This window comes from Mycobacterium sp. WUMAC-067 (assembly GCF_020217485.1).
Taxonomy (GTDB): Bacteria; Actinomycetota; Actinomycetes; order Mycobacteriales; family Mycobacteriaceae; genus Mycobacterium.
In genome coordinates, this window is the sequence record NZ_JAEKMI010000036.1 from 24,897 (window position 1) to 49,480 (window position 24,584).

Consider the following 24,584-nt stretch of genomic DNA (forward strand, 5'->3'; position numbering starts at 1 on the left):
ACCCTAACAAACGAACCAGTTCGTCCGCCTATGATGACCGTGTGAGGACGACCACTGAGCTGCGCGGCGAAATTCTCGCCGCTGCCCGAGCGGAATTCGCGCAGTACGGATTGGCGGGCGCGCGCATCGATCGCATCGCGCGGGCCGCGAGCGCGAGCAAGGAACGCCTGTACGCGCACTTCGGCGACAAGGAAACGCTCTTTCGCGGCGTGGTAGCCGCCGACGGCGCGGAGTTCTTCCGCGCGGTGGAGTTGCGTCCCGATGCCGTGCCCGAGTTCGTCGGTGACATCTTCGATCTCGCCCAGAACAGGCCGGAGCATCTGCGGATGATCACCTGGGCGCAGCTGGAGGGCTTTCCCCTCGACAAGCCGGAGTTCGAGGGCGAATCCCCACCCGATACGGCCATCGCCGCGCTGGAACAGGCCCGGCTCGACGGCCACGTCGACCCGTGGTGGGACCCTCGCCAACTGCTGGTACTGCTGTTCGGAATCGGGCTCTCCTGGGCCCACTGGCCCGACCCCGACGCGGCGACCACGGACGCGGACGTCATCGCAGAGCGGCGCGCGGCCGCGGTGGAGGCGGCTGCCCGCATCGTCAGCGCGCGAGCTTAGCCCGGTCGTCGACGAATTTGCCGTCGAATAGTATTGTGCTGCAACGTATTAGACGCCGACAAGTTCAGGGTGGAACTTGGCCGCCATGCGCCGAATTCCGTCCTGCCAGTCGACCGTGGTGCCGCCGATGAGCTCGTGCATCCGGTCGATGGTGGTCGGGTTGCCGCGTAGCGCTTGCTCGTTCGCCTCGAAGATCGGCTCCTTGCCGACCAGGGAGCCGAGGTAGTCACACCACTCCTGCAGGCTGACGGTCTGGTCACCACACCAGTTGACGGTGGTCGCCGGGACCGACGCGACCTCCAGCAGCTTGGGGATGGTGGCGATGATGTCGTCCTCGTGAATCGGGTTGTAGCGGGCGGGCTCACCGGGCGGGACCGGGATCGGGATGCCCGCCAGCATCATCTCCATGTGGTAGAACGGCCACCCGCCGTTGTCGCCGTAGGGGACGTTGAGCCGGGCGATCGTGGTGGGCAGCCCGATGACCCGCGCCACCGAACGGGCGACCACCTCGCCGGCGATCTTGGAGATGGAATAGGTGGGAAACAGCGGCTTGTGGTTGTCGCCCAGGGCGGAGCGCTCGCTGCGCGGGGCGTCGTCCGGCGGGTCGTACACGGCGGCCGACGAACAATGCAGGAAGGCCTTCGCCTCGCGGCAGTGGGCCATGAGCAGGCCGACCGACTCCGCGTTGGCCGCCAGGTCCTTGTCCCAACTGCCGCTCTTAGCCACCGCCAAGTTGAGGACGTAATCGAAATCCGTTGGCAGACCGGAGAAGTCGCCGGCGGCCAAATTCACCGCCTCGCAACGAATTCCGGCCGCCTCCAGGGCTTCTCGCGCGGCGGGATCGGTGAAGCGGGCGATTCCCCACACTTCGTTGTCGGCCGCGAGCGCCCGGGCGATGGGGGTGGCGATTTGACCGGTCGGACCGGTGATCAGGATCTTGGAGCCGCGCATGGGCGCAATGCTAGCGAGGAGCTGATTGGCCGTCAGTGGATCCGTCAACGTTCGCCGGCGAATCACAGCCCGGGCTGGTCGTCGATGATGCCCAGCCATATCTGCGCGACGTCGATGGCCACCTTCTCACTGATGAAGGCGTGCTGGGTTCCGGTGTAGATGTCACGGAAGGCGCGTTCCAGCCGGCTGCCCTCCCGGATCGAGCTGGTCCCCGCGACCAGGTGGGCCCACTCGGCGCAGCCTCGGGCGGTGTCGGTGGCGTAGACGGCGGCCACTCGCATGTCGGCGCGCAGGGCCGGCGTGAGCTCCTCCCCCGACGCCACCGCCGCCTCGGCGGTGGTGAACGCGTCGAGCACCAGCAGGCGGGCCGCTCGCCAGGCCGCTCGGTGGTGCGCCAGTCCCTTCTGGAAGGTCGGGCGGCTGGCCAGCGACGCCATGTCGCTCATCCGGAATTTCGTCGCGGCCAGCTCTTGCACGTCGTCGAGCATGCTCTTGGCCACCCCCAGCGCCCACGAGGCGTGCCCGGCGGCGCTGACGGGCATCAGGCCCATCCGGGTGGCCGGCGACGTGCCCCGGTACGGGCGCCGCGTGAACAGTTCGAACGTGCGGCCGGCGGGGACGAACACGTCGGTGGCGCTGTAGTCGTAGGAACCGGTTCCCTTGAGCCCCTGGACAAACCAGCCGTCGTCGAAGCTGATCTCGGACCGGGGAATGATGGCAACCCGCATCTCGGGGAAACCCTCACTGATCCAGCGCATCTCGCCGTTGTCCGTCGGAAGGAATCCGGCCGCAACGTATTGCGAGTGCCCGATCCCCGGACCGAAGTTCCACGCCCCGGTGACGAGGTAACCGCCGTCGACGGCCGACCCCTGCCCATTGGGAAAGAACTGACCGCCCATGGTGACGCGGTTGTCGTGGGCGGTGAACACTTCGGCGAAGCCCTCGTCCGGCAAGTACGCGGCGGCCGCGAAGGACGACGGCAGATTGGCGATCCCCACCCAGCCGAACGAGCCGTCCTGCCAAGCCATTTCGATCCAGGTTTCGATCATCTCGGTGAAGGACGGCTCGACGCCGCCGGCCACGACCGGGTTGAACGCGGACATCAGCCCGCTGGCCCACATCTCGTCGACGATCGCCGGAGTCAGGGTGCGCAAGCGTTCGGATTCGGCGGCCTGGGCAGCCACCAGCTCGCGCATACCGCGCGCCAGCGAAACGACCCGGTTTTCGGTGTCGGCGATCGACGTCATGAGGGTGACCGTATCAACCAGCCGACGCACGACGAATGAAAATCGCGCGTCACGCCGCGTCGCTTACCGTGTATTCGTGCGCTGGATCGTTGACGGCATGAACGTGATCGGGAGCCGGCCCGACGGCTGGTGGAAGGATCGCAACGGCGCGATGGTCGCGTTGGTGCAGCGCCTGGACCGATGGGCAGCCACCCAAGGAGACGGGGTGACCGTGGTGTTCGAACGTCCGCCCGCGACCGCCCTCACCTCATCGGTGGTCGACATAGCCCACGCCCCCAGGGCCGCCGCGAACTCGGCCGACGACGAGATCGTCCGGCTCGTCGCGGCCGACGCCCACCCGCACGACATTCGCGTCGTGACATCCGACCGAACCCTGGCCGAGCGAGTGCGAAGCCTGGGCGCCTCGGTGCACCGGTCGGAGAGCTTTCGCGACCTCGTCGACCCGCGCGGCCGATGAGTACCGCCGGCGGAGCCCCAGCGCCCAACCGGGTGTGCACGCTCGCGGGCATCGACATCCCGATCATTCAGGCGCCGATGACCTACATCGCCGGCGCCCAGCTGGCCGCGGCGGTATCGAACGCCGGCGCCCTGGGAATCATCGAAACCACCTCGGATCAAGGTCGAGCCGACCTGCGGCGCGTGCGTGACCTGACCGACGGCGCCGTCGGCGCCAACATCGCCCTGCTGTTCAACCGTGATCCCGCCATGCTGGATCTGCTTGTCGCCAACGACATTCGGTTCGTGACCACCTCGGCCGGGGACCCCTCGCTGTTCACCGATCGGCTGCACGACGCGGGCATCACGGTCTTCCACGTGGTGGGTACCCTGGCCGCGGCGCGCAAGGCCGTCGACGTCGGCGTGGACGGGCTCGTGGTCGAAGGCGTCGAGGGCGGCGGATTCAAGAACCGCTTCGGTGCCTCCACCATGGTGCTGTTGCCCTTGGTGGCGGCCCACGTCGACGTTCCGATCGTGGCCGCCGGCGGGATCTGCGACGCCCGGTCGATGGCGGCCGCCTTCGTCCTGGGCGCCGAGGCGGTGCAGATGGGCACGCGGTTACTCGCCTCGGCGGACTCCCCCGTGCACGGCAACCTCAAGCGAGCGGTCGTCGAGGCCGACGAGACGGGGACGGTCCTGCTCCCCCTCGACGGCAAACGAATGATGCGCGTCATCCGCACGCCCGCGGCCGAGCGGCTGGACACCGCGACGTCGGCCGGCGAGGGCGCGGCGGCGCTGCAACGCGTGCAGCGGCTCTACTTCGAGGGCGACCTGGACGCCAGCGTCGCCAACACCGGCCAGGTGGCCGGCCGTATCCACGACCTGCCCCCGGCCGCCGACATCATTGATCAGATGTGGAAAGGCTGCCGCGAGGCGCTGGCCGCCACCGCCGACCGCCTCGGGACGGTCGGCGATGGCGAGGCCGGCGCCTAGCTGTCCGGCGAGATCAGCCCGCCGCGGCCAGCGCCGCGTCGTAGTTGGGCTCCTGCGCGATCTCGGGCACCAATTCGGTGTAGGCGACATTGCCGTCGGCCCCGATCACCACGATGGCCCGCGCGAGCAGCCCGGCCATCGGGCCGTCGGTGATGGTGACGCCGTAATCCTCGCCGAAGCTGTCCCGGAACGCCGACGCGGTCTTGACGTTCTCGATGCCCTCGGCGCCACAGAAACGCGCCTGCGCGAACGGCAGATCCTTCGAGACGTTCACCACGGTCGCCCCGCCCCCGGCGGCGCGCTCGTTGAAGGTCCGCACGCTCGTCGCGCAGACCGGGGTGTCCACGGACGGAAAGATGTTGAGCACCACGGGCTTACCGCCGAACTGCTCACTGCTGACCGGGGCCAGATCGCCGCCCGTCAGGCTGAAGCCGGGGGCTTTGGATCCGACGGCAGGTAGCTCGCCGACTGTGTTGATCGGGTTTCCACGCAACGTTATCTGTGCCATGCGCACAGTCTGCCAACACCGCCCCGGACGCCCCGGGGCAGGGTCGGCGCAGGCCTTCGTGTCCTAATTAGTGGGATACATGGCGTAGACGACACGCCCGATGTGTCCAACACTGGGTTCATGCCTCGCAAGGTGGTCATCGCCGGTTACCCCGGCGTGCAGGCGCTCGACGTGATCGGGCCGCACGACGTGTTCACGACCGCATCGCTGTTGACGGGCGGCAGCTACGACGTCACCGTCGCCTCGGTCGACGGCCAACCGGTGTCGACGGCCACCGGGCTGGCCCTCGTCGCGACGCCGTTGCCGGGTCCGGGCGAGCCGATCGACACGGTCGTGCTGCCCGGCGGCGCGGGCGTCGACGCGGCGCGGGCCGATGCCGAGCTGGTGGCCTGGGTCAAGGCCGTCGCCGGACATGCCCGCCGCATGGTGACGGTGTGCACCGGCGCGTTCCTTGCCGCCGAGGCGGGTCTGCTCGACGGGCAGCGCGTGACCACGCACTGGGCCTTCGCCGAACGTCTGGCGAGCGAGTTTCCCGCCATCGACGTCGACGCCGACCCGATCTTCGTCCGCACCTCGGACACCGTATGGACCGCCGCGGGGGTCACCGCGGGAATCGACCTCGCCCTGGCGCTGATCGAGGAGGACCACGGCACCGAGGTCGCCCAGACGGTGGCTCGCTGGCTGGTGCTGTATCTGCGCCGGCCCGGCGGACAGACGCAGTTCGCGGCGCCGGTGTGGATGCCGCGGGCCAGGCGCGACTCGATTCGCGAGGTGCAGGAGACGATCGAGGCCGAACCGGGCGGCCCGCACACCGTCGACGATCTGGCCCGCCGGGCCGCGATGAGCCCGCGCCACTTCACCCGGGTGTTCACGGCCGAGATCGGTGAGGCGCCCGGCCAATACGTCGAGCGCATCCGCACCGAAGCCGCGCGCCGACAGTTGGAGGAGACCGACGACACCGTCGTCGCGATCGCCGCCCGATGCGGCTTCGGTACCGCGGAGACGATGCGCCGCAATTTCCTTCGCCGCGTGGGCATTTCGCCCGACCAGTACCGCAAGGCCTTCGCTTAGCCGGAAAGGACGACACCAATGACCCAGATCGCCATCGTGGCCTATCCAGGATTCACCGCGCTGGACATGATCGGCCCCTACGAGGTGTTGCGCAACCTCCCGGGCGCCGACGTGCGGTTCGTCTGGCACGACGCCGGGCCGATCACCGCCGACTCCGGCGTGCTGGTCATCGGCGCCACGCACTCGCTGGCCGAAACGCCTTCTCCCGACGTGATTCTCGTCCCGGGAGGCCCCTCGACCCCGGTCCATGCGCGCGACGACGCGCTGCTCGACTGGCTGCGCCGCGCGCACCGCACCGCGAGCTGGACGGCGTCGGTGTGTTCGGGCTCGGTGATCCTGGCGGCCGCGGGGCTATTGCAGGGCCGGCGGGCGACGTCGCACTGGCTGACGATTCCCGCGCTGAAAGCCTTCGGCGCCGTTCCGGTGGGAGACGAGCGAATCGTGCACGAGGGCAACGTCGTCACCAGCGCGGGCGTGTCCGCCGGACTCGACCTCGCGCTGTGGCTGGCCGGACAGATCGGCGGCGAAAGCCGCGCCAAGGCAATCCAACTCGCGCTCGAATACGACCCGCAACCACCGTTCGACTCGGGCCACATGTCGAAGGCGTCGGCGACCACCAAGGCCGCGGCGACCGCGCTGCTGTCCAAGGACAGCGTGAAGCCGGCCAACGTGAAGGCCACGACCTTGCTGGCCTGGGAGCAGGCGCTGGGCAAGGTCCGGTCGCGGCGCCGGCGGCACGTCAGCCCGGTGGTCGCGCGCTAACACCAACGCCGAGTGTGCGATTCACGACGCGACACGCTGGTGATGCGTCGCAGACCGCACGCTCGGGTCGGCCTAGTTAGGCGTTGGGCTGCAGGATCTCGGTCGTGGCGAGCTGCCCGCCGGCCTGCATCCAGGCCGCGACGACACGGGGTGCGTCACGGTCGGGGTTGTAGATGTCCTCCTCGCTGGAGAACAGGCCGTCGCCGGCGTAGACCAGCCGGGTCCAGTTGGGGAACCAGAACGGTTCGCCGTCCGGATCGGTGGGGTGGTCCAGCAGGTTCTTGATCATGACGACGACGGCGTCGTTGTCCTCGTCGTGGGCGATCCAGTCGTTGGGGAAGCGCATGTGCGGAAACGGCGCCATCACCGCGACGATCCAGTCCCGCACCGCCTCGCGCCCGTGGAAGACGCCGTAGTGATGCTCGGTGTAGACGACATCTTCGGTGAACAGATCCGCGAACGGGCGCCAGTCGCCCGACGCGCTGCACCCTTCGACGACCTTGGTGTAGTTCTCGACGGCTTCGTCGATTTCTGCCCTGGTGAATTTGCCCATAGCGGACACACTAGAACGTGTTTCGGTTTTGGGTTGCCGGTTGCGAATAGGGTTATCGAATGAACGTGTGGGACCTGTTCGACTTGCGCGGCAAGCGCGCGTTGGTGACCGGCGCGTCCAGCGGCATCGGCAAGCAGGTGGCGCAGGCGTATCTGCAAGCCGGCGCCCAGGTCGCCCTTGCGGCACGGAATTTCGAAGCCTTGCAACGCATCGCCGGCGAGCTGTCCGCAGACGGAGAAGGCAACGTGGTGCCGATCCGTTGTGACGTCACGCAACCGAACCAGGTGGGCACCATGGTGGACCGGGTGATCGCGGAGTTGGGCGGCATCGACATCGCCGTGTGCAACGCCGGGATCATCGCCGTCACCCCGATGCTGGAGATGTCACCGGAAGAATTCCAGCGCATCCAGGACACCAACGTGACCGGAGTCTTTCTCACCGCGCAGGCGGCGGCCCGGGCGATGGTCCGGCAGGGACACGGTGGCGCCATCATCACCACCGCCTCGATGTCGGGCCACATCATCAACGTGCCGCAGCAGGTCGGCCACTACTGCGCCTCCAAGGCGGCCGTCATCCATCTGACCAAGGCGATGGCCGTCGAATTCGCGCCCCACAACATTCGGGTCAACAGCGTCAGCCCCGGCTACATCCTCACCGAACTCGTCGAGCCCCTCGAGGAGTATCACCGCCTGTGGGAGCCCAAGATTCCGCTGGGCCGCATCGGCCGGCCTGAGGAACTCATCGGCCTCTACCTGTATCTGGCCAGCGAGGCGTCCAGCTACATGACCGGTTCGGACCTCGTGATCGACGGCGGGTACAGCTGCCCGTAACGGGACGTCAGCGCTCGATCTCGCCGGAGATCCCGCGTTCGATGTTCGCCCGTGCGCCCGACGGCAGCACCAAGAGGCCGTCGAGTTCGTTACGGGCCACCTCGTAGGCGCGCTGACGTTCGTGCGCCGCCGCCGCGGGGTCGGCCGCCACCCGAAGCAGGCTCTGCGCGCGGGCGATCCGTTGCTGATCCGCCCGGGAAAAGTCGTTGCGGCGTCGGCGCATCGCCTCGGCCTCCGCGGCGTTGAACGCGGTCGCGTAATCCTCGACGGCGGCCATGTATTGCGCGGCGGCTTCCCGATCGTCGAGGAGATCTTCGGCCTTGACGGGCCGCAGGAAGTCGGCGCGGAGTTTGGCTTTGTGGAACGCGACCGTCAGCGCATCGCGCATGTCGGTCATGAGCGGAAAGTCCAGGAGCTTGGCGACGTCGAGTTCGTACTCGAGCCAACGATCGTCGGTGCGGCGGTGTTCGTCGAGGACACGCCGGATCGCGCGCCATTGGGCCGCGTGGTTGTTCGCGGCGGCTGGGCCGGCGGGCGCGTCGGGCAGCGGTGTCCGCTCGGATTCCCGCGCCCGCTCGTCGGCGCGCCGCCGGTAGGCGCCGAACGCACGCACCGCGGCCACGATCGCGCCCGTCAGCGGCAGGATGAGGATCAGCAGCTCCGCCAATCGGAATAGCAAGCCCACATGGCCAGGATGCCATCAGGACGGTCGGTGTCCGGCCTGCTCCGCCGCCGCGCGAATCCGATCAGTGGGCGCCCAGGCCGCCACCGAGGTATTCGGCGCGGCATGCGCGACGGGCGAGCTTGCCGCTGGTCGTCCGTGGGATGGCCCCCGCCGGTAAGAGGCGCACGTCCGCGACGGTCAGACCGTGGCGCTGCGAGACCGCTTCACGAATCGCCCCGATCGCCGGCTGTGGGTCCTGACGGCTGGTGCCGGCGGCGCGTTCGGCGACGACGACGAGCCGGTCGGCGGCCGGGTCCTGCTGGGCCGGTACGGAAAACGCCGTCACGTATCCGCGCCGAACCATCGGGGACGCCTCCGCGACGGTGGCCTCGATATCGTGCGGATAGTGGTTGCGGCCCTCGATCGTGATGAGGTCCGCCATCCGCCCCGTCACGTACAGCTCGCCGTCGAGGTACACGCCCAAATCGCCGGTGCGCAGCCATGGGCGTTCGAGGTCGGCGCCCTCAGCGTGGCTGCCATCGGTGCGTCGCGATCGCAGTGCGGCGCCGAACGCCAGCCGGGTCTCTTCGGGGAGTCCCCAGTATCCGCGACCAATGTTGTTGCCCTGCAACCAGATTTCACCCACCTCGCCGTCCGGCAATTCGGCGGCGCTGCCGGGGTCGACGATCACGGCCCATTCGCTGCGTGCCACCTGCCCGCATGACACCTGAGCGACGGCGTTGGGGGCGTCCGCGGGCACGCGCACCGCGTGCCCGGCGCCCAGCTGTTCGCGGTCGAAGTACACCGCCGTCGCCTCGGCCACCGGCGCGATGGTCGCGACGAGCAACGTTCCCTCGGCGATGCCGTAGGACGGATTGAACGCGGTGCGGGGCAACCCGTATGGCGCGAACGCCTTGTTGAACGTCCTGATCGCGTCGATGCTGACGGGCTCGGAGCCGATGATCATCACCACGTTGCGCAGGTCGATGTCCTCGCCGCCGGTGGGCAGGCCGCGCTGCGCCGCCCACTCGTAGGCGAAGTTCGGCGCCGCGGTGACGACATTGCCCTGCCGCGAGCCGTCGGACAATGCCTGGATCCACCGCAGCGGCCGGCGGACGAACGCGGCTGGAGACATCAGGGTGGAATGGCCGCCGTAGACGGCCGGAAAGCCGATCATCGACAAACCCATGTCGTGGTAGAGCGGTAACCAGCTGACGCCGTGAGTGTTTCGGTCCAGCAGGTCGATCGACAGAATCATCTGCACCAGGTTGGTGCCGACCGCGCGGTGGGTGATCTCGACGCCGACCGGCGGCCGGGTGGAGCCCGACGTGTACTGCAGGTGCGACACATCGTCCATGCCGAGCTCGGTCGCCACGAACGACTCACCCGCCGAGTCGGGAATCCGGTCGATGGCGATCACCTGCGGCCGGCCCAGGTGCGGGTGACCGGCTAAGAATCCCGCGACCGCGCCTTCCGCGGCGGTGGTGGTGAGCAGGACCGTGGGCTTCGAGTCGCGCAACGCGGTATCGAGGCGCTCGGCATGCCCGGGCAATTCCGGGGCGAACAGCGGCACCGCGATGGTTCCCGCCTTGACCGCCGCGTAGAAGCCGGCGACGTAGTCGATGCCCTGCGGCGCGAGGACCGCAACGCGCTCACCACGGCTCGCGACTTGTTGGATGCGCGCGCCGATGGCTTCCAGCCGCACGCCGAACCGGGTCCACGTCACCTCTTCGGCTTTGCCATTCCCCTGGCCGCTGTAGTCGAGGTAACGATAGGCCACGGCGTCACCGACGTTGGCGATGTTGCGGTCGATCAGCGATATCAGGTTGACGCCGGGCGGCAGCGCGATATTTCCGTCGCCGTCCAGGCAGTCCTCGATTCGAAGCAGCCCGGGGACACCGGCGTCATGCCGGGAGCCGTGATCCATGGGTGCCAGTCTAGGCAAGCCGTTTCCGCGGTCCCTGCGCCGACGAAGCGGGCAAACGCCAAGCGACGCGGCCGCATTCGCTCATTCCGTGAGGTGTAGGTGGCCCCCGAGCCGGGGGTTCGGCGGGTGGGCGGTAGCCTACCGGCGAGCGCAGTCCAGGGCCATCGAGGGCCGTAGCGTTTGCTATCACCAGGAGTTGTCATGTCGGGCCGCAAGTTCTCCTTCGAAATCACCCGTACCAGCAGCGCGCCCGCCGCGACGCTGTTTCGGCTCGTCGCCGATGGCGCCAACTGGTCGCAGTGGGCCAAGCCGATCGTTTTGCGCTCGAGTTGGGCCCGCCAGGGCGATCCCGCGCCGGGTGGGATCGGGGCCATCCGCAAGGTGGGCATGTGGCCCGTCTTCGTGCAGGAGGAGACCGTCGCGTACGAGCCGGACCGCCGCCACGCCTACAAGCTGGTGGGACCGCCGACCCCGGCCCAGGACTACGCCGGCGAGGTGGTCTTCACGCCGAATGCGGCCGGCGGCACGGACATCCGGTGGACCGGCTCATTCACCGAGGGCGTTCGCGGAACGGGACCGGTGATGCGCGCCGCGATGGGCGGGGCGGTCCGATTCTTCGCCGGCCGCTTGGTCAAGGCCGCCGAACGCGAGTCGAACACCGGGCGGTAGCAGTCCGCGAAATACGCGATACGCGAAGCACACTCGCGAGGATGGTCGCGGCTGTGCGCCGCTACTTGGAGCCGACCTCGTCCTGATACTTCTTGGTCATGTGCGCGACGGCGTCGAGCTGTGACTGCGCGAGGCTCTCCCGGGCCTGCCCGGCGCGCGCCGCGGCGTCCAGCGTCGGCTGCGCCTGGCCCTGGAAGTGCGGCATCACTTCGGCGGCGAACAATTCGGCGGACCGTTTGGTGGCGGCGGGGTTCGCCCACTCGTGACCCATCTGCAGCATGCAACCGAACCCGCCGGACTGGTCCCACAGCCGCTGCACCTGCTCGCGCGCCCGCTCGGGCGTGCCGATCACGCCGGCCCCGTTGTCGTTGATCACATCGATCATCTCGTCGAGCTGTTCTCCCGGCATCGTCATCTGCGGGAAGGTGGCCACCTTCTGGAAGTACCGGAACCACGGCTCGATGCCGAACTTGACCTCTTCGCGGGCCTGCTTTTCGGTCTCGGCGAGATGGAACAGACCGACCAGGCTCCAGTTCCCGCGGTCGACCTGCGCGCCGAACGTCGCCGCGCGCTCCTCGACGATGTCCCAGTGGTAGGACAGCGCGTTGAAGCCCTCGACGGTCAGCGTCGCCCCGATGGACAGCAGGCCGATGCCGTGCTTGCCGGCCAGCCGCGCGCCCGTCGGCGAGGCGACCGCGGCCACCGACAGCGGGATCCCGCCGTCGGAGTACGGGGCAAGCTGCAACCGGGCATCGAACAGCTGGTGGGTCGCCGTTTTGGCGCTCACCGTCTCCCCCGCGAGCAGCCGGACGACGATGTCGAGGTTCGTTTCCAGCAGCTCCCGCGTGTCGGTGGGGGTGAGACCGATCATCGACGAGTCGCTGGGCAGCGAGCCCGGACCGACGCCGCCGATGATGCGGCCATGTGTGAGATGGTCCAGCAGCATCAGGCGGTCCGCGACCCACAGCGGATTGTGATACGACAGCGAAATGACCCCGGTGCCGAACCGGATTCGCTTCGCACGTTCGGCGGCGGCGGCGATGAAGATCTCCGGGGAGCTGATGATTTCGCTCCCGGCCGAGTGGTGCTCGCCCATCCAGACTTCGTCAAAGCCGAGGGCGTCGAGGTGCTCGATGAACTCGAGATCGCGTTGCAGGGCCAGCGTCGGATTGGTGCCCGCGCGATGGAAGGGGGCGATGAAATATCCAAACCTGAGCTTGCCCATGGGATCCCTTTGCAGTCGAGTCCCCCGAACCATAGCTCAAAGGACGCTGCGGGAAGCCGGAAGAAATAAGCCCAGAGTTATCAGCCGGTGGGGCCAGGTAACCATGACCCCACCGGCTAGGGCAACAAGTCTGGGACTTCGAACTAGAACGGGCTCAACGACAGTGGCTGATCACGGGTAGCCGCCGCAGACGTTGCCGACGCACCCGCCGCCACCGCCCGGGCCACCGCCGCCACCGCCGACGCCGGGGATGCTGCCGCCGCCGCCACCGGGACCGCCGCCACCGGTCGGGCCACCGGGGATGCTGCCCCCGCCGCCACCGGGACCGCCGCCACCGGTCGGGCCACCGGGCACATTGCCACCACCGCCGCCGGGACCACCGCCGCCCTCACCGGGTGTCGTGGAGGGCGCGACGCTCGAAGACGGCGTGGTCGTCGGGGTGGTCGTGCTGCTTGGCCCTTCTTTGTGCCCGCCGCCGCAGCCGACCGCCAGTACGAGCATGGCCGCGCCGCCGAACAGGGCGACCGTTGTCCTCGGTCCAGATCCCATCAGATCCCCCAATCTCCACGTGCGCCACGTCGCGGCGCCCACTGTTTCTTACCCCGGGGCATGGGCGCGCAAACTACTTCCGGCGGCGAGTTTGCGATGCACGACGGTGGCCGTCACGCGGGCGATCGCGGGCCATCGGGAAAGAGCGGGTTAGCGATTCACGGGCGGAGCCGTAGCGGCACAAGGGAATGTGCCAACGCGGGGCACCATCGAGGCTTTGAAGCCGATGGCCCATCTCGGGCCTATGGACCATCGGCGAAACAAATCGTATCTGTGTCCGGCGCTTGCCGTGGGCGAAATGTCTTACTCGCAAATTAGAAAATTTCTTATATTCACTAAGTAGACCGTCCTCGGAGCGAACTCAGGCGGCCGCGAAAGGCCGTGACCAGGGCCGCGGCTGCATCGCGGCTACCCCTCCTTGGTGATCAGCTTGCGCAGCGCCACGCGATCGGGCTTGAGCAGTTCGGCGATGCGGGGCTGGTTCACCTCGGCGACGATGATCTCGCCGACCTCCTGGTAGACCTCGCTGAAGATACCGTGGGACTTCATCTTCGAGGTCTGATAGAGGTTGTCCTCGGTCGGCGTCACGTAGATCACCCCGTCGGCCTTGAAGCGGTGCACCAGCCAGAGGTGAATCAAGGTCATCAGCCGCTTTTGCCGGAGCTTCTCCGCGAAGGTGTTCTGGTCGCGCACCTGCAGGATGCTGCGGCCGTGCCGGTCCTTGATCGGATCGACGACCACGTTGGCCAGCTGCTCGTCGCCGTTGCCGTAGATGCCGAGTTCGAGCACGTCCGAGCCGGCCCGGCGGGGCCGCAGTTGCACCCGCAGTTTCTCGCCGAGGTCGTAGTTTTCGCTCCACATCGCCAGCCACTCCTCGAGCAGCTTCTTGGGCACCTCGGTCTGCACCAGGTGCTGGTGCTGGGTCGAGCCCTCGCCCATCGACTTGGTGGTGGCGGTGCGCCCCGAGGATGCCGTCAGCGCGGCGTCGCTGCGCGGCCCCCCGACCAGGGTTTGCGGTGTGCGGTAAGGGGATTCGACCAGGCGCATCTTGCGCTGCAGCCGGGCCAGCGCCAGCATGCCGTCCTGTTGCAGCGAGGTGGCGAACTCCTCGGCGGCGACGCCGTCGATCTGGTGTCCGCCGTAGGTGATGAAGTTGAAGACGAAACCCATCTTGCCCAGTTCCTCGGGGAACTGCTTCATCTGCTCGTCGGTCATGCCGGTGGTGTCCCAGTTGAACGACGGGGACAGGTTGTAGGCCAGCATCTGGTCGGGGAACTTGGCGTGGATGGCGTCGGCGAACTGCCGGGCGTCGGCCAAGTCCGCGGTCTTGGTCTCCATCCAGAGAATGTCGGCGAACGGCGCGGCCGCCAGCGATTTGGCGATGGCGTACGGGATGCCGCCACGGATCTGGTAGTAACCCTCGGGCGTCTTCGACAGTTCGCAGTCCCAACCGGGGTCGACGCCCAATTCCTTCGCCTTGGCCTTGGCGGAGTACAGCGAGGCAGTCGCCGCGAAAGCCCGCCATTCGTCGGCGCTCATATCGGCCGGTTCGCCCTCGCTGGCGGCGAACGCGAGCACATCGGCGACGGCCTCGCCGTAGGTCATCAGGCCGGCGTCGTCCTCCCAGGCGGCCACGAACCGCGACTCGACTTGGTCGAACAGGTCATCGATCGATTGTTGGCCGTTCTCGCGCCAGGCGTTGACGGCGTCGGAGATCACGCCCTGGATCCCTTGGCGCTCAAGCCATGCGGCGGCCTCCGCGTACTCGCCTTCGGGCAACGCGTAAAGCAGGTGCCCGTTGAGATCCTTGACACCCAACTCGTAGAAGCGACGCACCAACGCCAGGAAGCACGACTTGTACGAAGGAATCTTGAGGTTGGTGGCGCCGAGCAGGAACGGCTGATCGCGCTCGTCGGCCCGGCTGTCCAGCAGGTTGGCGGCCTCGGCGTCGGTGCGCGCGACGATGATGCCCGGAACCTTCATGATGTCGAGCTGGAAGCGCGCGGTATTGAGGCGTTTGATCTGTTCGTCGGATGGCACCAAGACCTTTCCGCCCTGGTGTCCGCACTTCTTGGTGCCGGGGCGCTGGTCCTCGATGTGGTAGCCGGGCACGCCGACCTCGACGAACCGGCGGATCAGGTTGCGCACGTGCGGGTCACCGCCGTGGCCGGTGTCCGCGTCGGCGATGATGAACGGCCGGTAGTCGTAGGTCGTGGCCGCGGCGCGCTGCTTCTCGCTCATCTGCAGGCGCTGGTACTGCTGGTTGCGGTCGGCGGTGAGCAGGGCGCGCACCAGCACCGCGGCGTCGTCGGGCACCTGGCTCAGCGGGTAGCTGGCCAGGTCGGGTCCGGGATCTTCAGTGGTGGAGCCCTTGGCCGAGGTGGCCCAGCCGCCCAGATAGATCCCCTCGATGCCCATCCGCTTCATCGCCACCGCCTGGCCGGGCGAGTACGGGCCGAACGTCGTGATGCTCTTCTTCTGGGCGAACAGCTCGCGCAACCGCTCATAGAAGGCCGCCGCCGCGTCGCGTGCCACGGTGTAGTCGGTCGGGATAGTCCCGCGCTGCTCGGCTACCTGGCGGGCGGTGTAGAGGCGGGTGATCCGGGAAAAGCGCGGATCGTCGAAGTATTGCTGCGTGGCAGCGACCTCGTCGTCGAACGACGGCCGGACTTGCGTGTCCTTATCGATGATCGCCATGTCTTACGCCCCTCTCCGGCACGACTCCACTGAACGTGAGTCTATCCCCGCGAACGGCAGTTCAATCAGGAGTCGAAAGATCGGGCCAAAACAGTCGTGAAACGCTTGGGACACAACATGTTTCAGTTCACTATCGCTCACGGCTGGGCCACTACGCGGCCAGCCAGTCCCGCTGACGACGGACGAATGCCGCATCGACGACCTTGCCATGGCCCGGGACGTAGATGGCGTCGGGGCCACCGACCGCGAGCAGCCGGTCCAGGGTGGCCGGCCACGCCGCCACGTCGGAATCGGCGTCGATCGCGGGGTCGGCGGACTCCTCGACCAGATCACCGGTGAACACCACCACCCGCTCGCCGGCGTTGGTCGCCGGCGCGAGGACCACCAGGTCCGAGGCGGTGTGGCCGCGTCCGAGGTATGAGATCGTCACCGTCCGGTCCCCCAGATCGACCGAGGCGTCATAGACGCCGCGGGGCGGAGGGCGTAACGCGGCGATCGCCGCGTCCACCTCGGCGGCGTCGGCACCGTGACGCAGCGCGTCCGCGCGGATCTGGTCGGTCGACGACGTGAGATGCCCGACCACCTCGGGCGCGCAAAGTATCTCCGCCTGCCCGAACAGCGAGGAGCCCAGGACGTGGTCGAAGTGCTTGTGCGTCAAGACGATATGGCTCACCGGTCGCCCGGCAAGCCAACGGACGTCGGCGTCGACCGCGGCCGCTTCGGTCAGCGTGGTGCCCGTGTCGATGAGCAACGTTGCCGCGCGGCCGCACACCAGACCGATCGTGACATCGCAGAACGGGAGCCGGCAGCGATGCACGCCGCCGGTCAGCGTTTCCCAGGCGAAATGCACACCCTGGAAGGTAACCCCCGGGGCTTGCCTCCGGGCGCTGACGCGGTCGGTTTCGAGCGTCATCGCACCGGCTATCTCCCCGACATGGCTATCACCGATTCCCGCGAAGTCGTCATCGAAGCGACGCCGGACGAAATCCTGGATGTGCTGTTCGACCTCGAGTCGTTGACCGAATGGTCGTCGGCGCACAAAAAGGTCGAGGTCCTCGAGCGCGACGATCAGAACCACCCGATTAGATCCAGACAGGTGGTCAAACTCGTCGGAGTCAGCGATGAACAGGAACTCGCCTACACCGTTCACGACGATGGCGTCGGCTGGACCCTGGTCAGCTCCAAACAACAACGCGCTCAGGAGGGGCGGTACACGTTGACGCCCGACGGGGACTCGACCCGGGTCCGCTTCGATCTCACCGTCGACCTGGTGGCACCCGTTCCCGGATTTCTGGTCAAGAAGGGCGCCAAGAGCCTGATGGACACGGCCACCGAGGGATTGCGCAAGCGGGTACTCGAAGTCGAGAAGCGCGGTAAGTAACCGCGTGCGTCGCCGCGAAACGGGTGCTTCCGCAGCGCGACCGGGCGGGTCAGACTGTCTTCATGGACACGACTGCGGTGTTTCGTCGAATCGCAGCGCTCATGGGCGGGGCGACGCTGCTGGGGACGCTGGCCGGCTGCGGCTCCGCTGGTGATAGCCCTCCGACGTCGTCTCCGGCGCCGAAGGTCACGACGCTCGGGAAGACGGCGCCCAACGCGCCCGCGGGCGGGCCACTGACGATCAGCAGTCCGGCCTTCGCCGACGGCGCGCCGATTCCGGTGCAGTACACGTGTAAAGGCGCCGACATCGCACCGCCGTTGGCGTGGTCGGCCCCGCTGGGTGCGGCCCTGGTCGTCGATGACCCCGACGCCCCGGCCGGGTTGTACGTCCACTGGGTGGTGATCGGAATCGCGCCCGGGGCCGGCAGCACGGCCGAGGGCCAGACCCCGGCCGGCGCCATCACCCTGCCGAATACGGCCGGCCAGCCGGCGTATCAGGGCCCCTGTCCCCCGGCCGGAACCGGCACGCACCGTTATCGGTTCACGCTCTATCAGCTTCCCAACGACTACCGGCTGCCCGGCGGCCTGGCCGGCGTGCAGGCCGCACAGGCGATCGCCGGCGCCGCGACCGCCCAGGCCCAGCTCGTGGGGGCGTTCGGCGGCTGATCCGTCCTCGTCAGGACGCGTCGTCGAGCACCTGATAGCCGGCGTTGTACCCGGGGGTGAAGGTGATGCCCGGTCCGCCATGACAGCCGGCGCCGCCCAGGTAGAGGCCGTCGATCGGGATGGGCAGATCGAGGAAGCCCCTCGGTCCGGGCCGGTTGGGGCCCATCAGGTCTGGGTGCAACAGCCCGTGGCAGAAGTCGCCGTCGGGCGCTCCGAACATGGTGTTCATGTGGTAGGGCGCGAACGTGATGTGCCGTATCACGATGTCCTTGAAGTTCGGCGCGAACCTGGTGATCTTGTCGATAACCCGTTGCGCCATCTCGTTTTTGAGGTGTCCATGCTGCGCGCGGCTGACTTCGACCGGAAACGCATAGGCGAACGCGCTCGCCGCGTGCTTGCCCGGCGGCGCCATTGCGGGGTCGTGGACCGATGGGATCTGCATGCCCATCGACGGATTGTCCGGGACGATGCCCCGCCGGCAGTTTTCCCAGTGCAGTTGTTGGGATTCGGGCGACCCGAAGATGCCGATCGACTGTTGCATGCCGTCGGCGTTGAGGAACTCGTACGGCGGGGCGAATTCGGGCAGCCCGTCCAGGGCGAAGTGGATCTGCACGAACGAGGCTCGGTGGTCGCGACCGGACACACGCGAGACAAGCTCCGCCGGAACGTGTTCGGGTGCGACGAGGTCGGTGAGAGTGACATCGGGTGACAGGTTGGACACCACGATCGGAGCCGCGATCGTCGACCCGTCGCGCAGTCGCACGCCGGTCACCCTCTGCTGGTCGACGAGGATCTGCTCGGCCTTGGTGCGAAAGCGGATCTCGCCGCCATGGGAGATGAAGAGCTCGCGTAGGTGTTCGGTGAGTGCGCCGATGCCGCCCTTCAGCTTGGTCATCATCGCGGTGCTGCCGTCGGGCACCGCCAGCGCGAACGCCAAACATGTTGCGCTGCCCGGGGTATACGGGCCGCGGTAGGTCGAGTTGACGGCTAGGAACGCCAGCATCCCGCGCATGACCGCGTGCCTTTGCTTGTCGGGCAGGTAGCGGTCGATCACGTCCATCGCCGAGCCGAACAGCATTTCGTGAATGGCCCGGCGTTCGGCGTCGTTGGTCGCGCAGGCATACATTTCGTCGAGGGTCTTGGGCGGCCGGCGCACGTCGAAGCGACCCAGCGCCTTCGCCGGTGCCTGGCTCCAACCGATCAATTCGGCCATGCCGGTGACGGCCTCGATTCCGTGTCTCTCGCCCAGGTGCGTCATCAGTTGCATCGGATCGCGATAGAAGATCATCGGTTCTTCGCCGTGTTCGCCGAGGTTGATCGACATCACCTCGGGCTCCACCGCCGGCAGCGTGTCGAGCCCGAGGTCTTTGGTGAGCTCGCTTGCCATGGGGAACTGCACCGAACCGGCGATCTCGTATCGGAAGCCGTCGATCAATTCGACCGTCGCCGCCATGCCCCCGGCATAGGTGTTGGCTTCCAGGCACACCGTGCGCAGGCCCGCGCGTTGCAGAATCGCCGCAGCGGTCAGCCCGTTGTGCCCGGCGCCCACCACGATGGCGTCGTAATCCGTTGTGCTCATGGCCCTCGCCTTCGTCGGGTTATCGAATGCAGAATATGTCAGTACTGACATAAATGGAAGGTGTCAGTATTGACCACTTCGGCTGGGATACGATCTCCCCTGAGATGACCGCCCTGGGCAACCGTCATGAACAACGACGACGATCGACGCATGAGGCACTTCGTCGTGCGGCGTTGAAGAGCTTCGCCCGCAAGGGTTTTGCGAATGTCACCGTCACCGAGCTGGCGCGCGAGGCCGGCGTCACCGAGCGCACCTTCTTCCGGCACTTCCCCACCAAGGAAGCCGTCCTTTTCCAGGACTACGAGTCACAGCTGGAATGGCTGGCCGAGGCGCTCGCGCAACGCCCGCCGTCCGAGTCGTTGTTCGATGCGGTGCTGGCAAGCGTTTCCGCGTTTCCCCACGACCTCGAAGTGGTCCGCCAGGCCGCGACCGCGCGCGCCGAGCTGATCAGCGCCGACCGGATCGCCGGCCACCTACGGGTGGTGCAATCCTCGTTCGCCGGCGTGCTCACCGATTTCGTCAGGAAGCGCAACCGGGATCTGGCGGACATCGACCTCGCCGCCGAGGTCGCGGGTTCTGCGCTGGCCGCCGCCCTCGTTGCGGCAGTGGAGAATTGGGGCCGCAAGGGTTGCGCGGGCGACCTCGGCGAAGACGTTGCCGCGAGTCTGGATCTGGTGCGCTCCGGTCTGGCGCGGCTTGCCTGAGCAACCGAGGGATTTCCGCGGCCCTAACGTCGGTTGCAGTAGACGTCCCGTCCGCGCCAGCTGAAGCGAGTAACACCATGCCACTGCCTACGCGTCTGACGGAGTTTTTCGGTATCAGGCACCCCATCCTGCTCGCGCCGATGGCCCTGGTCTCCGGGGGCCGGCTCGCGGCGGCGGTGACATCGGCAGGTGGCCTGGGCCTGATCGGCGGGGGCTATGGCGATGCCGAATGGCTGGAGCGCGAATTCGACCACGCCGCCGGCACGCGAGTCGGATGCGGATTCATCACCTGGAGCCTGGCCCGTGATCCGCGTCTGCTCGACATCGCGCTGGCTCGGCGACCGGCGACGGTCATGTTGTCCTTCGGGGAGTTGCGGCCCTTCGCCGATCGCATCCACGCCGCCGGCGTTCCGCTCACCGCCCAGGTGCAGAACCTGGACCAGGCGCGCCGGGCCCTGGATGCCGGGGCAGAGGTCATCGTGGCGCAGGGCGGCGAGGCGGGCGGGCACGGGATGAGCGTGCGTTCGACGTTCACGTTGGTGCCCGAGGTCGTCGACTTCGTCAGCGAACGCTCCCCCGACACATTGGTCGTGGCCGCCGGCGGCGTCGGCGATGGCCGCGGGCTGGCGGCCGCGCTGGCCTTGGGTGCTGACGGCGCCCTCGTGGGCACCAGGTTCTGGGCGTCGCCGGAGGCGCTGGTGTCACCGCGGGCGCAGCAGCGGGCCGTGGCCGCCCGCGGAGACGACACCGTGCGCACCCGCGCCTATGACGTTGTGCGCCGCCTCGATTGGCCCGCCGAGTACAACGCGCGGGCGCTGCGCAGCGCCTTCCTGGACACCTGGCACGGTCGCGAGTCCGAGCTGTCGGCACAGCTGGACCAGGCGGTCACTGACTACGAGAAGGCCGTTGCCGCCGGGGATTTCGATACGGCCGCGATACTGATCGGCGAAGGCGTGGGGGGCGTCCGCGGCGTCCGTCCCGCGGCTGACATCGTCGCCGACATGGTCAGCGAAGCGGCGCACATCCTGAATCGCGACGCGACGGCCTAGACAGCCGAGCGAGGGGTCTGGTTTGCTCAGCTCGATACCCCATTGCGCGGGCAGGATTCGCCGACGGAATCCCCGCCGCGATGATCGGCCGCAACATCGAACGACCCTGTGCTATCGACCTTTACCCGCTCCCTACCGACACATGTAAGGACCCCATGGACATCGCCACCGTCGACGAACTGCTGAGCACCACCCGATCGGTGCGCAAACGGCTCGACCTGACCCGGCCGGTCGGCCGCGACGTGATCCTCGAGTGCATCCAACTGGCAATGCAGGCGCCCACGGCGAGCAACACGCAGGACTGGCGTTGGCTGGTGATCACGGACCCGGACAAACGCGCCGCCATCGCCGAGATCTACCGGAGCGTCGGCGCGCAGTACCTGGCGTACGCGGCGGACAACGCGACGGATCCGCAGACGCAGCGGGTGTACCAGAGCGCGATGAGCCTGACCGAAACGTTGGGGGACGTCCCGGTACACGTCATCCCCTGCCTCAACCAGCGCATCGACACCGCCGAACCGGGCATCGCCGCGGCGGCATGGGCGTCCATCATCCCGGCCGGCTGGAGCTTTCTGCTGGCGCTGCGCTCGCGTGGGCTGGGATCGGTGTGGACGACAATGCATCTGTTCAAGGAGCGGGAGGTGGCCGACCTGCTCGGCATTCCCCCCACCGTCACGCAGGCCGCGCTGTTCCCCGTCGCCTACACGCTCGGCACCGACTTCCGGCCGGCCGTGCGGCCGCCGGCGGCGACCATCACCTTCTGGGATGGCTGGGGGGAAAGCTGATGCAGTCCCACGCCGCGCGATTTCACAACGAGATGAATTAGGTTCTTGACCCCGGTACCCTCGATCCCTATGGGTGGAGTACCTAGGGCGGCACGGTTGGCTGCCGCGAGCCTGATGATCGCGGGGTGGGCCGCGTCGACGGTCGTTGCCAGCGCCGATCCCGACGAGACGCGGGGTCCCGCGCCCGGGCCCGCGGCCTCACCAGCACCGGCCGCCTCCCCGGCGCCGTCACCTGCACCTTCGGCAGCCCCGTCGCCCGCAGCGTCGCCTGGGGCCTCGCCGGCACCCGCCCCGGCAGGGCCGAAGACCACCATCGACAAGGACGGCATCTACGCGGTGGGGACCGACATCGTCCCGGGCATCTACAGCTCAGGTGGTCCCGTCGGCAACGGCACGTGCTACTGGAAACGGACCGGCAACCCCGACGGCGCGCTCATCGACAATGCCATGACCAAAAAGGCGCAGGTAGTTCAGATCGAGCCGGGCGACAAATCGTTCAAGACCTCGGGCTGCCAGCCCTGGCAACTGACGCCGGACGCGGTTCCGCCCTCGCAAGCGCCGCCCGCGGGCGTGCAGGGCACGCTCGGCATCCTCAACGGTCTGTTGGGTGGGAACGCGCAGCGGCCTCCGCAGGCGTCGCCTGCTCCGCAAGCCCCGGCACCGGCCCCATCGCCGGCACCGGCGCCGGCCCCGGCTGCGCCCGCCCCGCAAGCCGCGCATTCCTGATCGGCCCGCCGGCGCCGTGGCCAGCACGCAGCAGATCGTCGTGGTCGGCGCCGGCGTCAGCGGATTGACGTCGGCCATCTGTTTGGCCGAGGCGGGCTGGCCGGTCCGGGTATGGGCGGATGCCACGCCCAAACAAACGACTTCGGCGGTGGCGGGCGCCGTGTGGGCGCCCCCGCGGCCCGCGGAACGCGCGGGCGAGACGCTGCGTTGGACCGAGCACTCTTTGCAGGTGTTCCGTGATCTCGCCGGGGATCCCGACTCCGGCGTGCTGCTGGCGCCGGCCCTGGCCGTCGGCGAGCTGACCGCCGCCGAGGCGATGTCGTCCGCGGCCGCGCTGATCCCCGGCCTGCGGCCGGCCGACCCCGCCGACATCCCACCGGGTTTCGGAACCGGATTTCGCGCCACCGTGCCGATGATCGACATGCCGCACTATCTCGATTACCTGACCCGGCGGCTGGCGGCGGCCGGCTGCGACATCGAAGAACATCCCGTTCGATCCCTGGCCGAGGCGGCCGACACCGCCGAAATTGTGGTCAACTGCACCGGCCTCGCCGCGGGCGCGCTCACCGGCGACCCCACCGTGCGGCCGCTATTCGGCCAGCATGTGGTGCTCACCAATCCCGGTCTGCAGCAACTGTTTCTGGAACTGAACGACGGCCCGGAATGGACCTGCTACTTCCCCCACCCGCAGCGGGTGGTGTGCGGTGGAATCAGCATCCCCGACCGGTGGGACACCGCCGCGGAACCCGAAGTGACCGAACGCATCCTGCGACGCTGCCGCCGAATCGAGCCGCGACTGGGCGACGCCGAGGTGATCGAGGTCATCACCGGGCTGCGGCCCGACCGCCCCTCGGTGCGCGTGGAGGCCGAACCGCTCGGGCGGGCGCGCTGCATCCACAACTACGGTCACAGCAGCAACGGCGTCACCCTGTCCTGGGGCTGTGCGCGTGACGTGGTGAGCCTGGCCGGCAGCCGCTGATCTCACGCACCGGTGCGGCGAATTATCAAGGACAGCAACCAACTGACGATCGACAAGACGATCGCCGCCCAGATGGCGGTCCACCAAAAGTGGTCGATCTGCAGCCCCCAGTGGGTGGTGTGCTCGGTGATCCGCGCTGTGATCCAGAGCATCAGCGCGTTGATGACGACATGGAACAGGCCGAGCGTCACGATGTAGAGCGGGATCGACAAGATCTGGACGATCGGCTTGATGAACGCGTTGACCAAGCCAAAGATCACGGCGACGACGAAGATGATGCCGACCCGCTCGAGCCTCGTGCTGCCGCCCACGAAGCTCAGGCCATGCACGAAAAGGGTAACGATCCACAACGCGAATCCGGTCAGCGCGGCACGCACCAAAAAAGGGCCCATGCTCGTAAATCCTGCCATCCGGACCGCGAAGGTAAGCAGGAATCGGCGCGGTTAGTTCTGACCGGGGTGACCGGCTTCGCCCGTCGGTTCTCGTGCCTCGCTCGCTCGCGATTTCGGATATCGGGAACGTATATTGAATTCCCTTGTGTCACTGTGTTTTCAGTGGTCACAATTCGGGGTTTTGTGTCGGTGGGTCTTCGTAATGTCTGCGGCATGGGTTCGAGTACGCGTGAGGAGATCGTCGAAGCCTTCGACGCGCTCGACGCCGCCCTCGAGGGCGTGGCAGGGCTGAGTTTTGATGCGCTGGCCCCTCGGGAGTGCCTGGCGCTGTTGGAGCGCTGCGAAAAGGCGCGCCGCCGCCTGCCCGTGCCCGAGCATGCGTTGATCAATCACCTGGCCCGCCAAGCCAGCATCCAAGAACTCGGCGCCAAACTCGATCAGGCGATCGCCGACCGGTTGCGGATCAGCCACACCGAGGCCAGCCGGCGGGTCAAACAGGCCGCCGATCTGGGCCCGCGCCACGGCCTGACCGGTGAACCCCTGCCCCGGTGCTGGCCGCCACCGCCGCCGCCCAGGCCCGCGGCGAACTCGGCGCCGGACACATCGCGGTGATCCGCCGGTTCTTTCGCCGG

At 67.9% G+C, this 24,584-nt stretch carries 26 protein-coding genes and 1 pseudogene; 15 read left to right on the forward strand and 12 right to left on the reverse strand.

Going from position 1 to position 24,584, the window contains the following annotated elements; all coding sequences use genetic code 11:
* The first annotated feature begins 41 nt into the window (after window positions 1-41).
* Window positions 42-611, forward strand: a complete 570-nt coding sequence (locus JF781_RS21060; RefSeq protein ID WP_225329272.1) for a TetR/AcrR family transcriptional regulator — start codon at window positions 42-44, stop codon at window positions 609-611.
* A gap of 48 nt (window positions 612-659) precedes the next feature.
* Here JF781_RS21060 and JF781_RS21065 read toward each other — a convergent pair whose 3' ends face one another.
* Entirely contained in the window at window positions 660-1,562 is a 903-nt protein-coding gene (locus JF781_RS21065) for an NAD(P)-dependent oxidoreductase (protein ID WP_225329271.1), read from the reverse strand.
* 62 nt (window positions 1,563-1,624) lie between these two features.
* A complete protein-coding gene (locus JF781_RS21070; protein WP_225329270.1) occupies window positions 1,625-2,809 on the reverse strand; it encodes an acyl-CoA dehydrogenase family protein in 1,185 nt (394 codons plus the stop codon).
* Between the two features lie 76 nt (window positions 2,810-2,885).
* Between JF781_RS21070 and JF781_RS21075 the strand changes: the two genes are divergently transcribed.
* Both JF781_RS21075 and JF781_RS21080 read left to right on the forward strand, forming a co-directional pair.
* Window positions 2,886-3,266, forward strand: a complete 381-nt coding sequence (locus JF781_RS21075; protein WP_225329269.1) for an NYN domain-containing protein — start codon at window positions 2,886-2,888, stop codon at window positions 3,264-3,266.
* Window positions 3,263-4,237: a nitronate monooxygenase family protein gene (locus tag JF781_RS21080; protein WP_225329268.1), complete on the forward strand. Its 975-nt coding sequence runs from the start codon at window positions 3,263-3,265 to the stop codon at window positions 4,235-4,237. The genes JF781_RS21075 and JF781_RS21080 overlap by 4 nt, the downstream gene beginning before the upstream one ends.
* A gap of 13 nt (window positions 4,238-4,250) precedes the next feature.
* On the opposite strand, the gene tpx is transcribed toward JF781_RS21080, so the two are convergent.
* Window positions 4,251-4,745 carry a thiol peroxidase gene (tpx, locus tag JF781_RS21085; RefSeq protein ID WP_064941189.1) on the reverse strand — a complete coding sequence of 165 codons (495 nt, stop codon included), beginning with the start codon at window positions 4,743-4,745 and terminating at the stop codon, window positions 4,251-4,253.
* A gap of 120 nt (window positions 4,746-4,865) precedes the next feature.
* Here tpx and JF781_RS21090 point away from each other — a divergent pair, with 120 nt between their 5' ends.
* Window positions 4,866-5,816 carry a GlxA family transcriptional regulator gene (locus tag JF781_RS21090; RefSeq protein ID WP_225329267.1) on the forward strand — a complete coding sequence of 317 codons (951 nt, stop codon included), beginning with the start codon at window positions 4,866-4,868 and terminating at the stop codon, window positions 5,814-5,816.
* 18 nt (window positions 5,817-5,834) lie between these two features.
* The gene (locus JF781_RS21095) at window positions 5,835-6,578 is read left to right on the forward strand and encodes a DJ-1/PfpI family protein (RefSeq protein WP_225329266.1); all 744 of its coding nucleotides are present in this window, start codon (window positions 5,835-5,837) and stop codon (window positions 6,576-6,578) included.
* Window positions 6,579-6,654: 76 nt separating this feature from the next.
* Here the strand turns inward: JF781_RS21095 and JF781_RS21100 are convergent, their stop codons facing one another.
* On the reverse strand, window positions 6,655-7,131 hold the full coding sequence (locus JF781_RS21100) for a nuclear transport factor 2 family protein (protein WP_225329265.1): 477 nt from the start codon (window positions 7,129-7,131) through the stop codon (window positions 6,655-6,657).
* Between the two features lie 59 nt (window positions 7,132-7,190).
* On the opposite strand from JF781_RS21100, the gene JF781_RS21105 reads away from it, so the two are divergent.
* Entirely contained in the window at window positions 7,191-7,961 is a 771-nt protein-coding gene (locus JF781_RS21105; RefSeq protein ID WP_225329264.1) for an SDR family oxidoreductase, read from the forward strand.
* Window positions 7,962-7,968: 7 nt separating this feature from the next.
* On the opposite strand, the gene JF781_RS21110 is transcribed toward JF781_RS21105, so the two are convergent.
* Together JF781_RS21110 and JF781_RS21115 are read right to left on the reverse strand one after the other, a co-directional pair.
* Complete coding sequence (locus JF781_RS21110; protein ID WP_225329263.1) at window positions 7,969-8,646, reverse strand: hypothetical protein; 678 nt, start codon at window positions 8,644-8,646, stop codon at window positions 7,969-7,971.
* A gap of 61 nt (window positions 8,647-8,707) precedes the next feature.
* A complete protein-coding gene (locus JF781_RS21115) occupies window positions 8,708-10,552 on the reverse strand; it encodes a fatty acyl-AMP ligase (RefSeq protein ID WP_225329262.1) in 1,845 nt (614 codons plus the stop codon).
* 201 nt (window positions 10,553-10,753) lie between these two features.
* Here JF781_RS21115 and JF781_RS21120 point away from each other — a divergent pair, with 201 nt between their 5' ends.
* A complete protein-coding gene (locus tag JF781_RS21120; protein WP_225329261.1) occupies window positions 10,754-11,221 on the forward strand; it encodes an SRPBCC family protein in 468 nt (155 codons plus the stop codon).
* A gap of 61 nt (window positions 11,222-11,282) precedes the next feature.
* On the opposite strand, the gene JF781_RS21125 is transcribed toward JF781_RS21120, so the two are convergent.
* The 4 genes from JF781_RS21125 to JF781_RS21140 all read right to left on the reverse strand — a co-directional run bounded on the left by JF781_RS21125 (window position 11,283) and on the right by JF781_RS21140 (window position 16,542).
* Window positions 11,283-12,446 carry an LLM class flavin-dependent oxidoreductase gene (locus JF781_RS21125; RefSeq protein WP_225329260.1) on the reverse strand — a complete coding sequence of 388 codons (1,164 nt, stop codon included), beginning with the start codon at window positions 12,444-12,446 and terminating at the stop codon, window positions 11,283-11,285.
* A 171-nt stretch (window positions 12,447-12,617) separates the two neighbouring features.
* On the reverse strand, window positions 12,618-12,995 hold the full coding sequence (locus JF781_RS21130; RefSeq protein WP_225329259.1) for a hypothetical protein: 378 nt from the start codon (window positions 12,993-12,995) through the stop codon (window positions 12,618-12,620).
* Between the two features lie 408 nt (window positions 12,996-13,403).
* Complete coding sequence (gene aceA / locus JF781_RS21135; protein WP_225329258.1) at window positions 13,404-15,692, reverse strand: isocitrate lyase ICL2; 2,289 nt, start codon at window positions 15,690-15,692, stop codon at window positions 13,404-13,406.
* Between the two features lie 151 nt (window positions 15,693-15,843).
* Window positions 15,844-16,542 carry an MBL fold metallo-hydrolase gene (locus tag JF781_RS21140; RefSeq protein ID WP_225329296.1) on the reverse strand — a complete coding sequence of 233 codons (699 nt, stop codon included), beginning with the start codon at window positions 16,540-16,542 and terminating at the stop codon, window positions 15,844-15,846.
* A gap of 84 nt (window positions 16,543-16,626) precedes the next feature.
* On the opposite strand from JF781_RS21140, the gene JF781_RS21145 reads away from it, so the two are divergent.
* Both JF781_RS21145 and JF781_RS21150 read left to right on the forward strand, forming a co-directional pair.
* On the forward strand, window positions 16,627-17,073 hold the full coding sequence (locus JF781_RS21145; protein WP_225329257.1) for an SRPBCC family protein: 447 nt from the start codon (window positions 16,627-16,629) through the stop codon (window positions 17,071-17,073).
* Between the two features lie 62 nt (window positions 17,074-17,135).
* On the forward strand, window positions 17,136-17,738 hold the full coding sequence (locus tag JF781_RS21150; protein WP_225329256.1) for a YbhB/YbcL family Raf kinase inhibitor-like protein: 603 nt from the start codon (window positions 17,136-17,138) through the stop codon (window positions 17,736-17,738).
* Between the two features lie 10 nt (window positions 17,739-17,748).
* On the opposite strand, the gene JF781_RS21155 is transcribed toward JF781_RS21150, so the two are convergent.
* Complete coding sequence (locus JF781_RS21155) at window positions 17,749-19,317, reverse strand: NAD(P)/FAD-dependent oxidoreductase (protein WP_225329255.1); 1,569 nt, start codon at window positions 19,315-19,317, stop codon at window positions 17,749-17,751.
* A gap of 104 nt (window positions 19,318-19,421) precedes the next feature.
* Between JF781_RS21155 and JF781_RS21160 the strand changes: the two genes are divergently transcribed.
* The 5 genes from JF781_RS21160 (at window position 19,422) to JF781_RS21180 (ending at window position 23,560) form a co-directional block, all read left to right on the forward strand.
* Window positions 19,422-20,021, forward strand: a complete 600-nt coding sequence (locus tag JF781_RS21160) for a TetR/AcrR family transcriptional regulator (RefSeq protein ID WP_225329254.1) — start codon at window positions 19,422-19,424, stop codon at window positions 20,019-20,021.
* 77 nt (window positions 20,022-20,098) lie between these two features.
* Complete coding sequence (locus JF781_RS21165; RefSeq protein ID WP_225329253.1) at window positions 20,099-21,070, forward strand: nitronate monooxygenase family protein; 972 nt, start codon at window positions 20,099-20,101, stop codon at window positions 21,068-21,070.
* Window positions 21,071-21,225: 155 nt separating this feature from the next.
* A complete protein-coding gene (locus JF781_RS21170) occupies window positions 21,226-21,855 on the forward strand; it encodes a nitroreductase family protein (protein ID WP_225329252.1) in 630 nt (209 codons plus the stop codon).
* 69 nt (window positions 21,856-21,924) lie between these two features.
* Complete coding sequence (locus JF781_RS21175; protein ID WP_225329251.1) at window positions 21,925-22,581, forward strand: hypothetical protein; 657 nt, start codon at window positions 21,925-21,927, stop codon at window positions 22,579-22,581.
* Window positions 22,582-22,597: 16 nt separating this feature from the next.
* On the forward strand, window positions 22,598-23,560 hold the full coding sequence (locus JF781_RS21180) for an FAD-dependent oxidoreductase (RefSeq protein WP_225329250.1): 963 nt from the start codon (window positions 22,598-22,600) through the stop codon (window positions 23,558-23,560).
* Between the two features lie 2 nt (window positions 23,561-23,562).
* Here the strand turns inward: JF781_RS21180 and JF781_RS21185 are convergent, their stop codons facing one another.
* Entirely contained in the window at window positions 23,563-23,952 is a 390-nt protein-coding gene (locus JF781_RS21185; protein WP_225329249.1) for a phage holin family protein, read from the reverse strand.
* Window positions 23,953-24,165: 213 nt separating this feature from the next.
* Between JF781_RS21185 and JF781_RS21190 the strand changes: the two are divergent.
* Window positions 24,166-24,584, forward strand: a pseudogene (locus JF781_RS21190) (DUF222 domain-containing protein); the annotation flags it as partial.

Coding starts and splice junctions, on each gene's coding strand:
- JF781_RS21100 (WP_225329265.1), bottom strand. CDS start 7,131: ATGGGCAAATTCACCAGGGCAGAAATCGACGAAGCCGTCGAGAACTAC.
- JF781_RS21165 (WP_225329253.1), top strand. CDS start 20,099: ATGCCACTGCCTACGCGTCTGACGGAGTTTTTCGGTATCAGGCACCCC.
- JF781_RS21130 (WP_225329259.1), bottom strand. CDS start 12,995: ATGGGATCTGGACCGAGGACAACGGTCGCCCTGTTCGGCGGCGCGGCC.
- JF781_RS21185 (WP_225329249.1), bottom strand. CDS start 23,952: ATGGGCCCTTTTTTGGTGCGTGCCGCGCTGACCGGATTCGCGTTGTGG.
- JF781_RS21095 (WP_225329266.1), top strand. CDS start 5,835: ATGACCCAGATCGCCATCGTGGCCTATCCAGGATTCACCGCGCTGGAC.
- JF781_RS21105 (WP_225329264.1), top strand. CDS start 7,191: ATGAACGTGTGGGACCTGTTCGACTTGCGCGGCAAGCGCGCGTTGGTG.
- JF781_RS21145 (WP_225329257.1), top strand. CDS start 16,627: ATGGCTATCACCGATTCCCGCGAAGTCGTCATCGAAGCGACGCCGGAC.
- JF781_RS21170 (WP_225329252.1), top strand. CDS start 21,226: ATGGACATCGCCACCGTCGACGAACTGCTGAGCACCACCCGATCGGTG.
- JF781_RS21120 (WP_225329261.1), top strand. CDS start 10,754: ATGTCGGGCCGCAAGTTCTCCTTCGAAATCACCCGTACCAGCAGCGCG.
- aceA (WP_225329258.1), bottom strand. CDS start 15,692: ATGGCGATCATCGATAAGGACACGCAAGTCCGGCCGTCGTTCGACGAC.
- JF781_RS21125 (WP_225329260.1), bottom strand. CDS start 12,446: ATGGGCAAGCTCAGGTTTGGATATTTCATCGCCCCCTTCCATCGCGCG.
- JF781_RS21065 (WP_225329271.1), bottom strand. CDS start 1,562: ATGCGCGGCTCCAAGATCCTGATCACCGGTCCGACCGGTCAAATCGCC.
- JF781_RS21080 (WP_225329268.1), top strand. CDS start 3,263: ATGAGTACCGCCGGCGGAGCCCCAGCGCCCAACCGGGTGTGCACGCTC.
- JF781_RS21090 (WP_225329267.1), top strand. CDS start 4,866: ATGCCTCGCAAGGTGGTCATCGCCGGTTACCCCGGCGTGCAGGCGCTC.
- JF781_RS21160 (WP_225329254.1), top strand. CDS start 19,422: ATGACCGCCCTGGGCAACCGTCATGAACAACGACGACGATCGACGCAT.
- tpx (WP_064941189.1), bottom strand. CDS start 4,745: ATGGCACAGATAACGTTGCGTGGAAACCCGATCAACACAGTCGGCGAG.
- JF781_RS21155 (WP_225329255.1), bottom strand. CDS start 19,317: ATGAGCACAACGGATTACGACGCCATCGTGGTGGGCGCCGGGCACAAC.
- JF781_RS21150 (WP_225329256.1), top strand. CDS start 17,136: ATGGACACGACTGCGGTGTTTCGTCGAATCGCAGCGCTCATGGGCGGG.
- JF781_RS21070 (WP_225329270.1), bottom strand. CDS start 2,809: ATGACGTCGATCGCCGACACCGAAAACCGGGTCGTTTCGCTGGCGCGC.
- JF781_RS21175 (WP_225329251.1), top strand. CDS start 21,925: ATGGGTGGAGTACCTAGGGCGGCACGGTTGGCTGCCGCGAGCCTGATG.
- JF781_RS21115 (WP_225329262.1), bottom strand. CDS start 10,552: ATGGATCACGGCTCCCGGCATGACGCCGGTGTCCCCGGGCTGCTTCGA.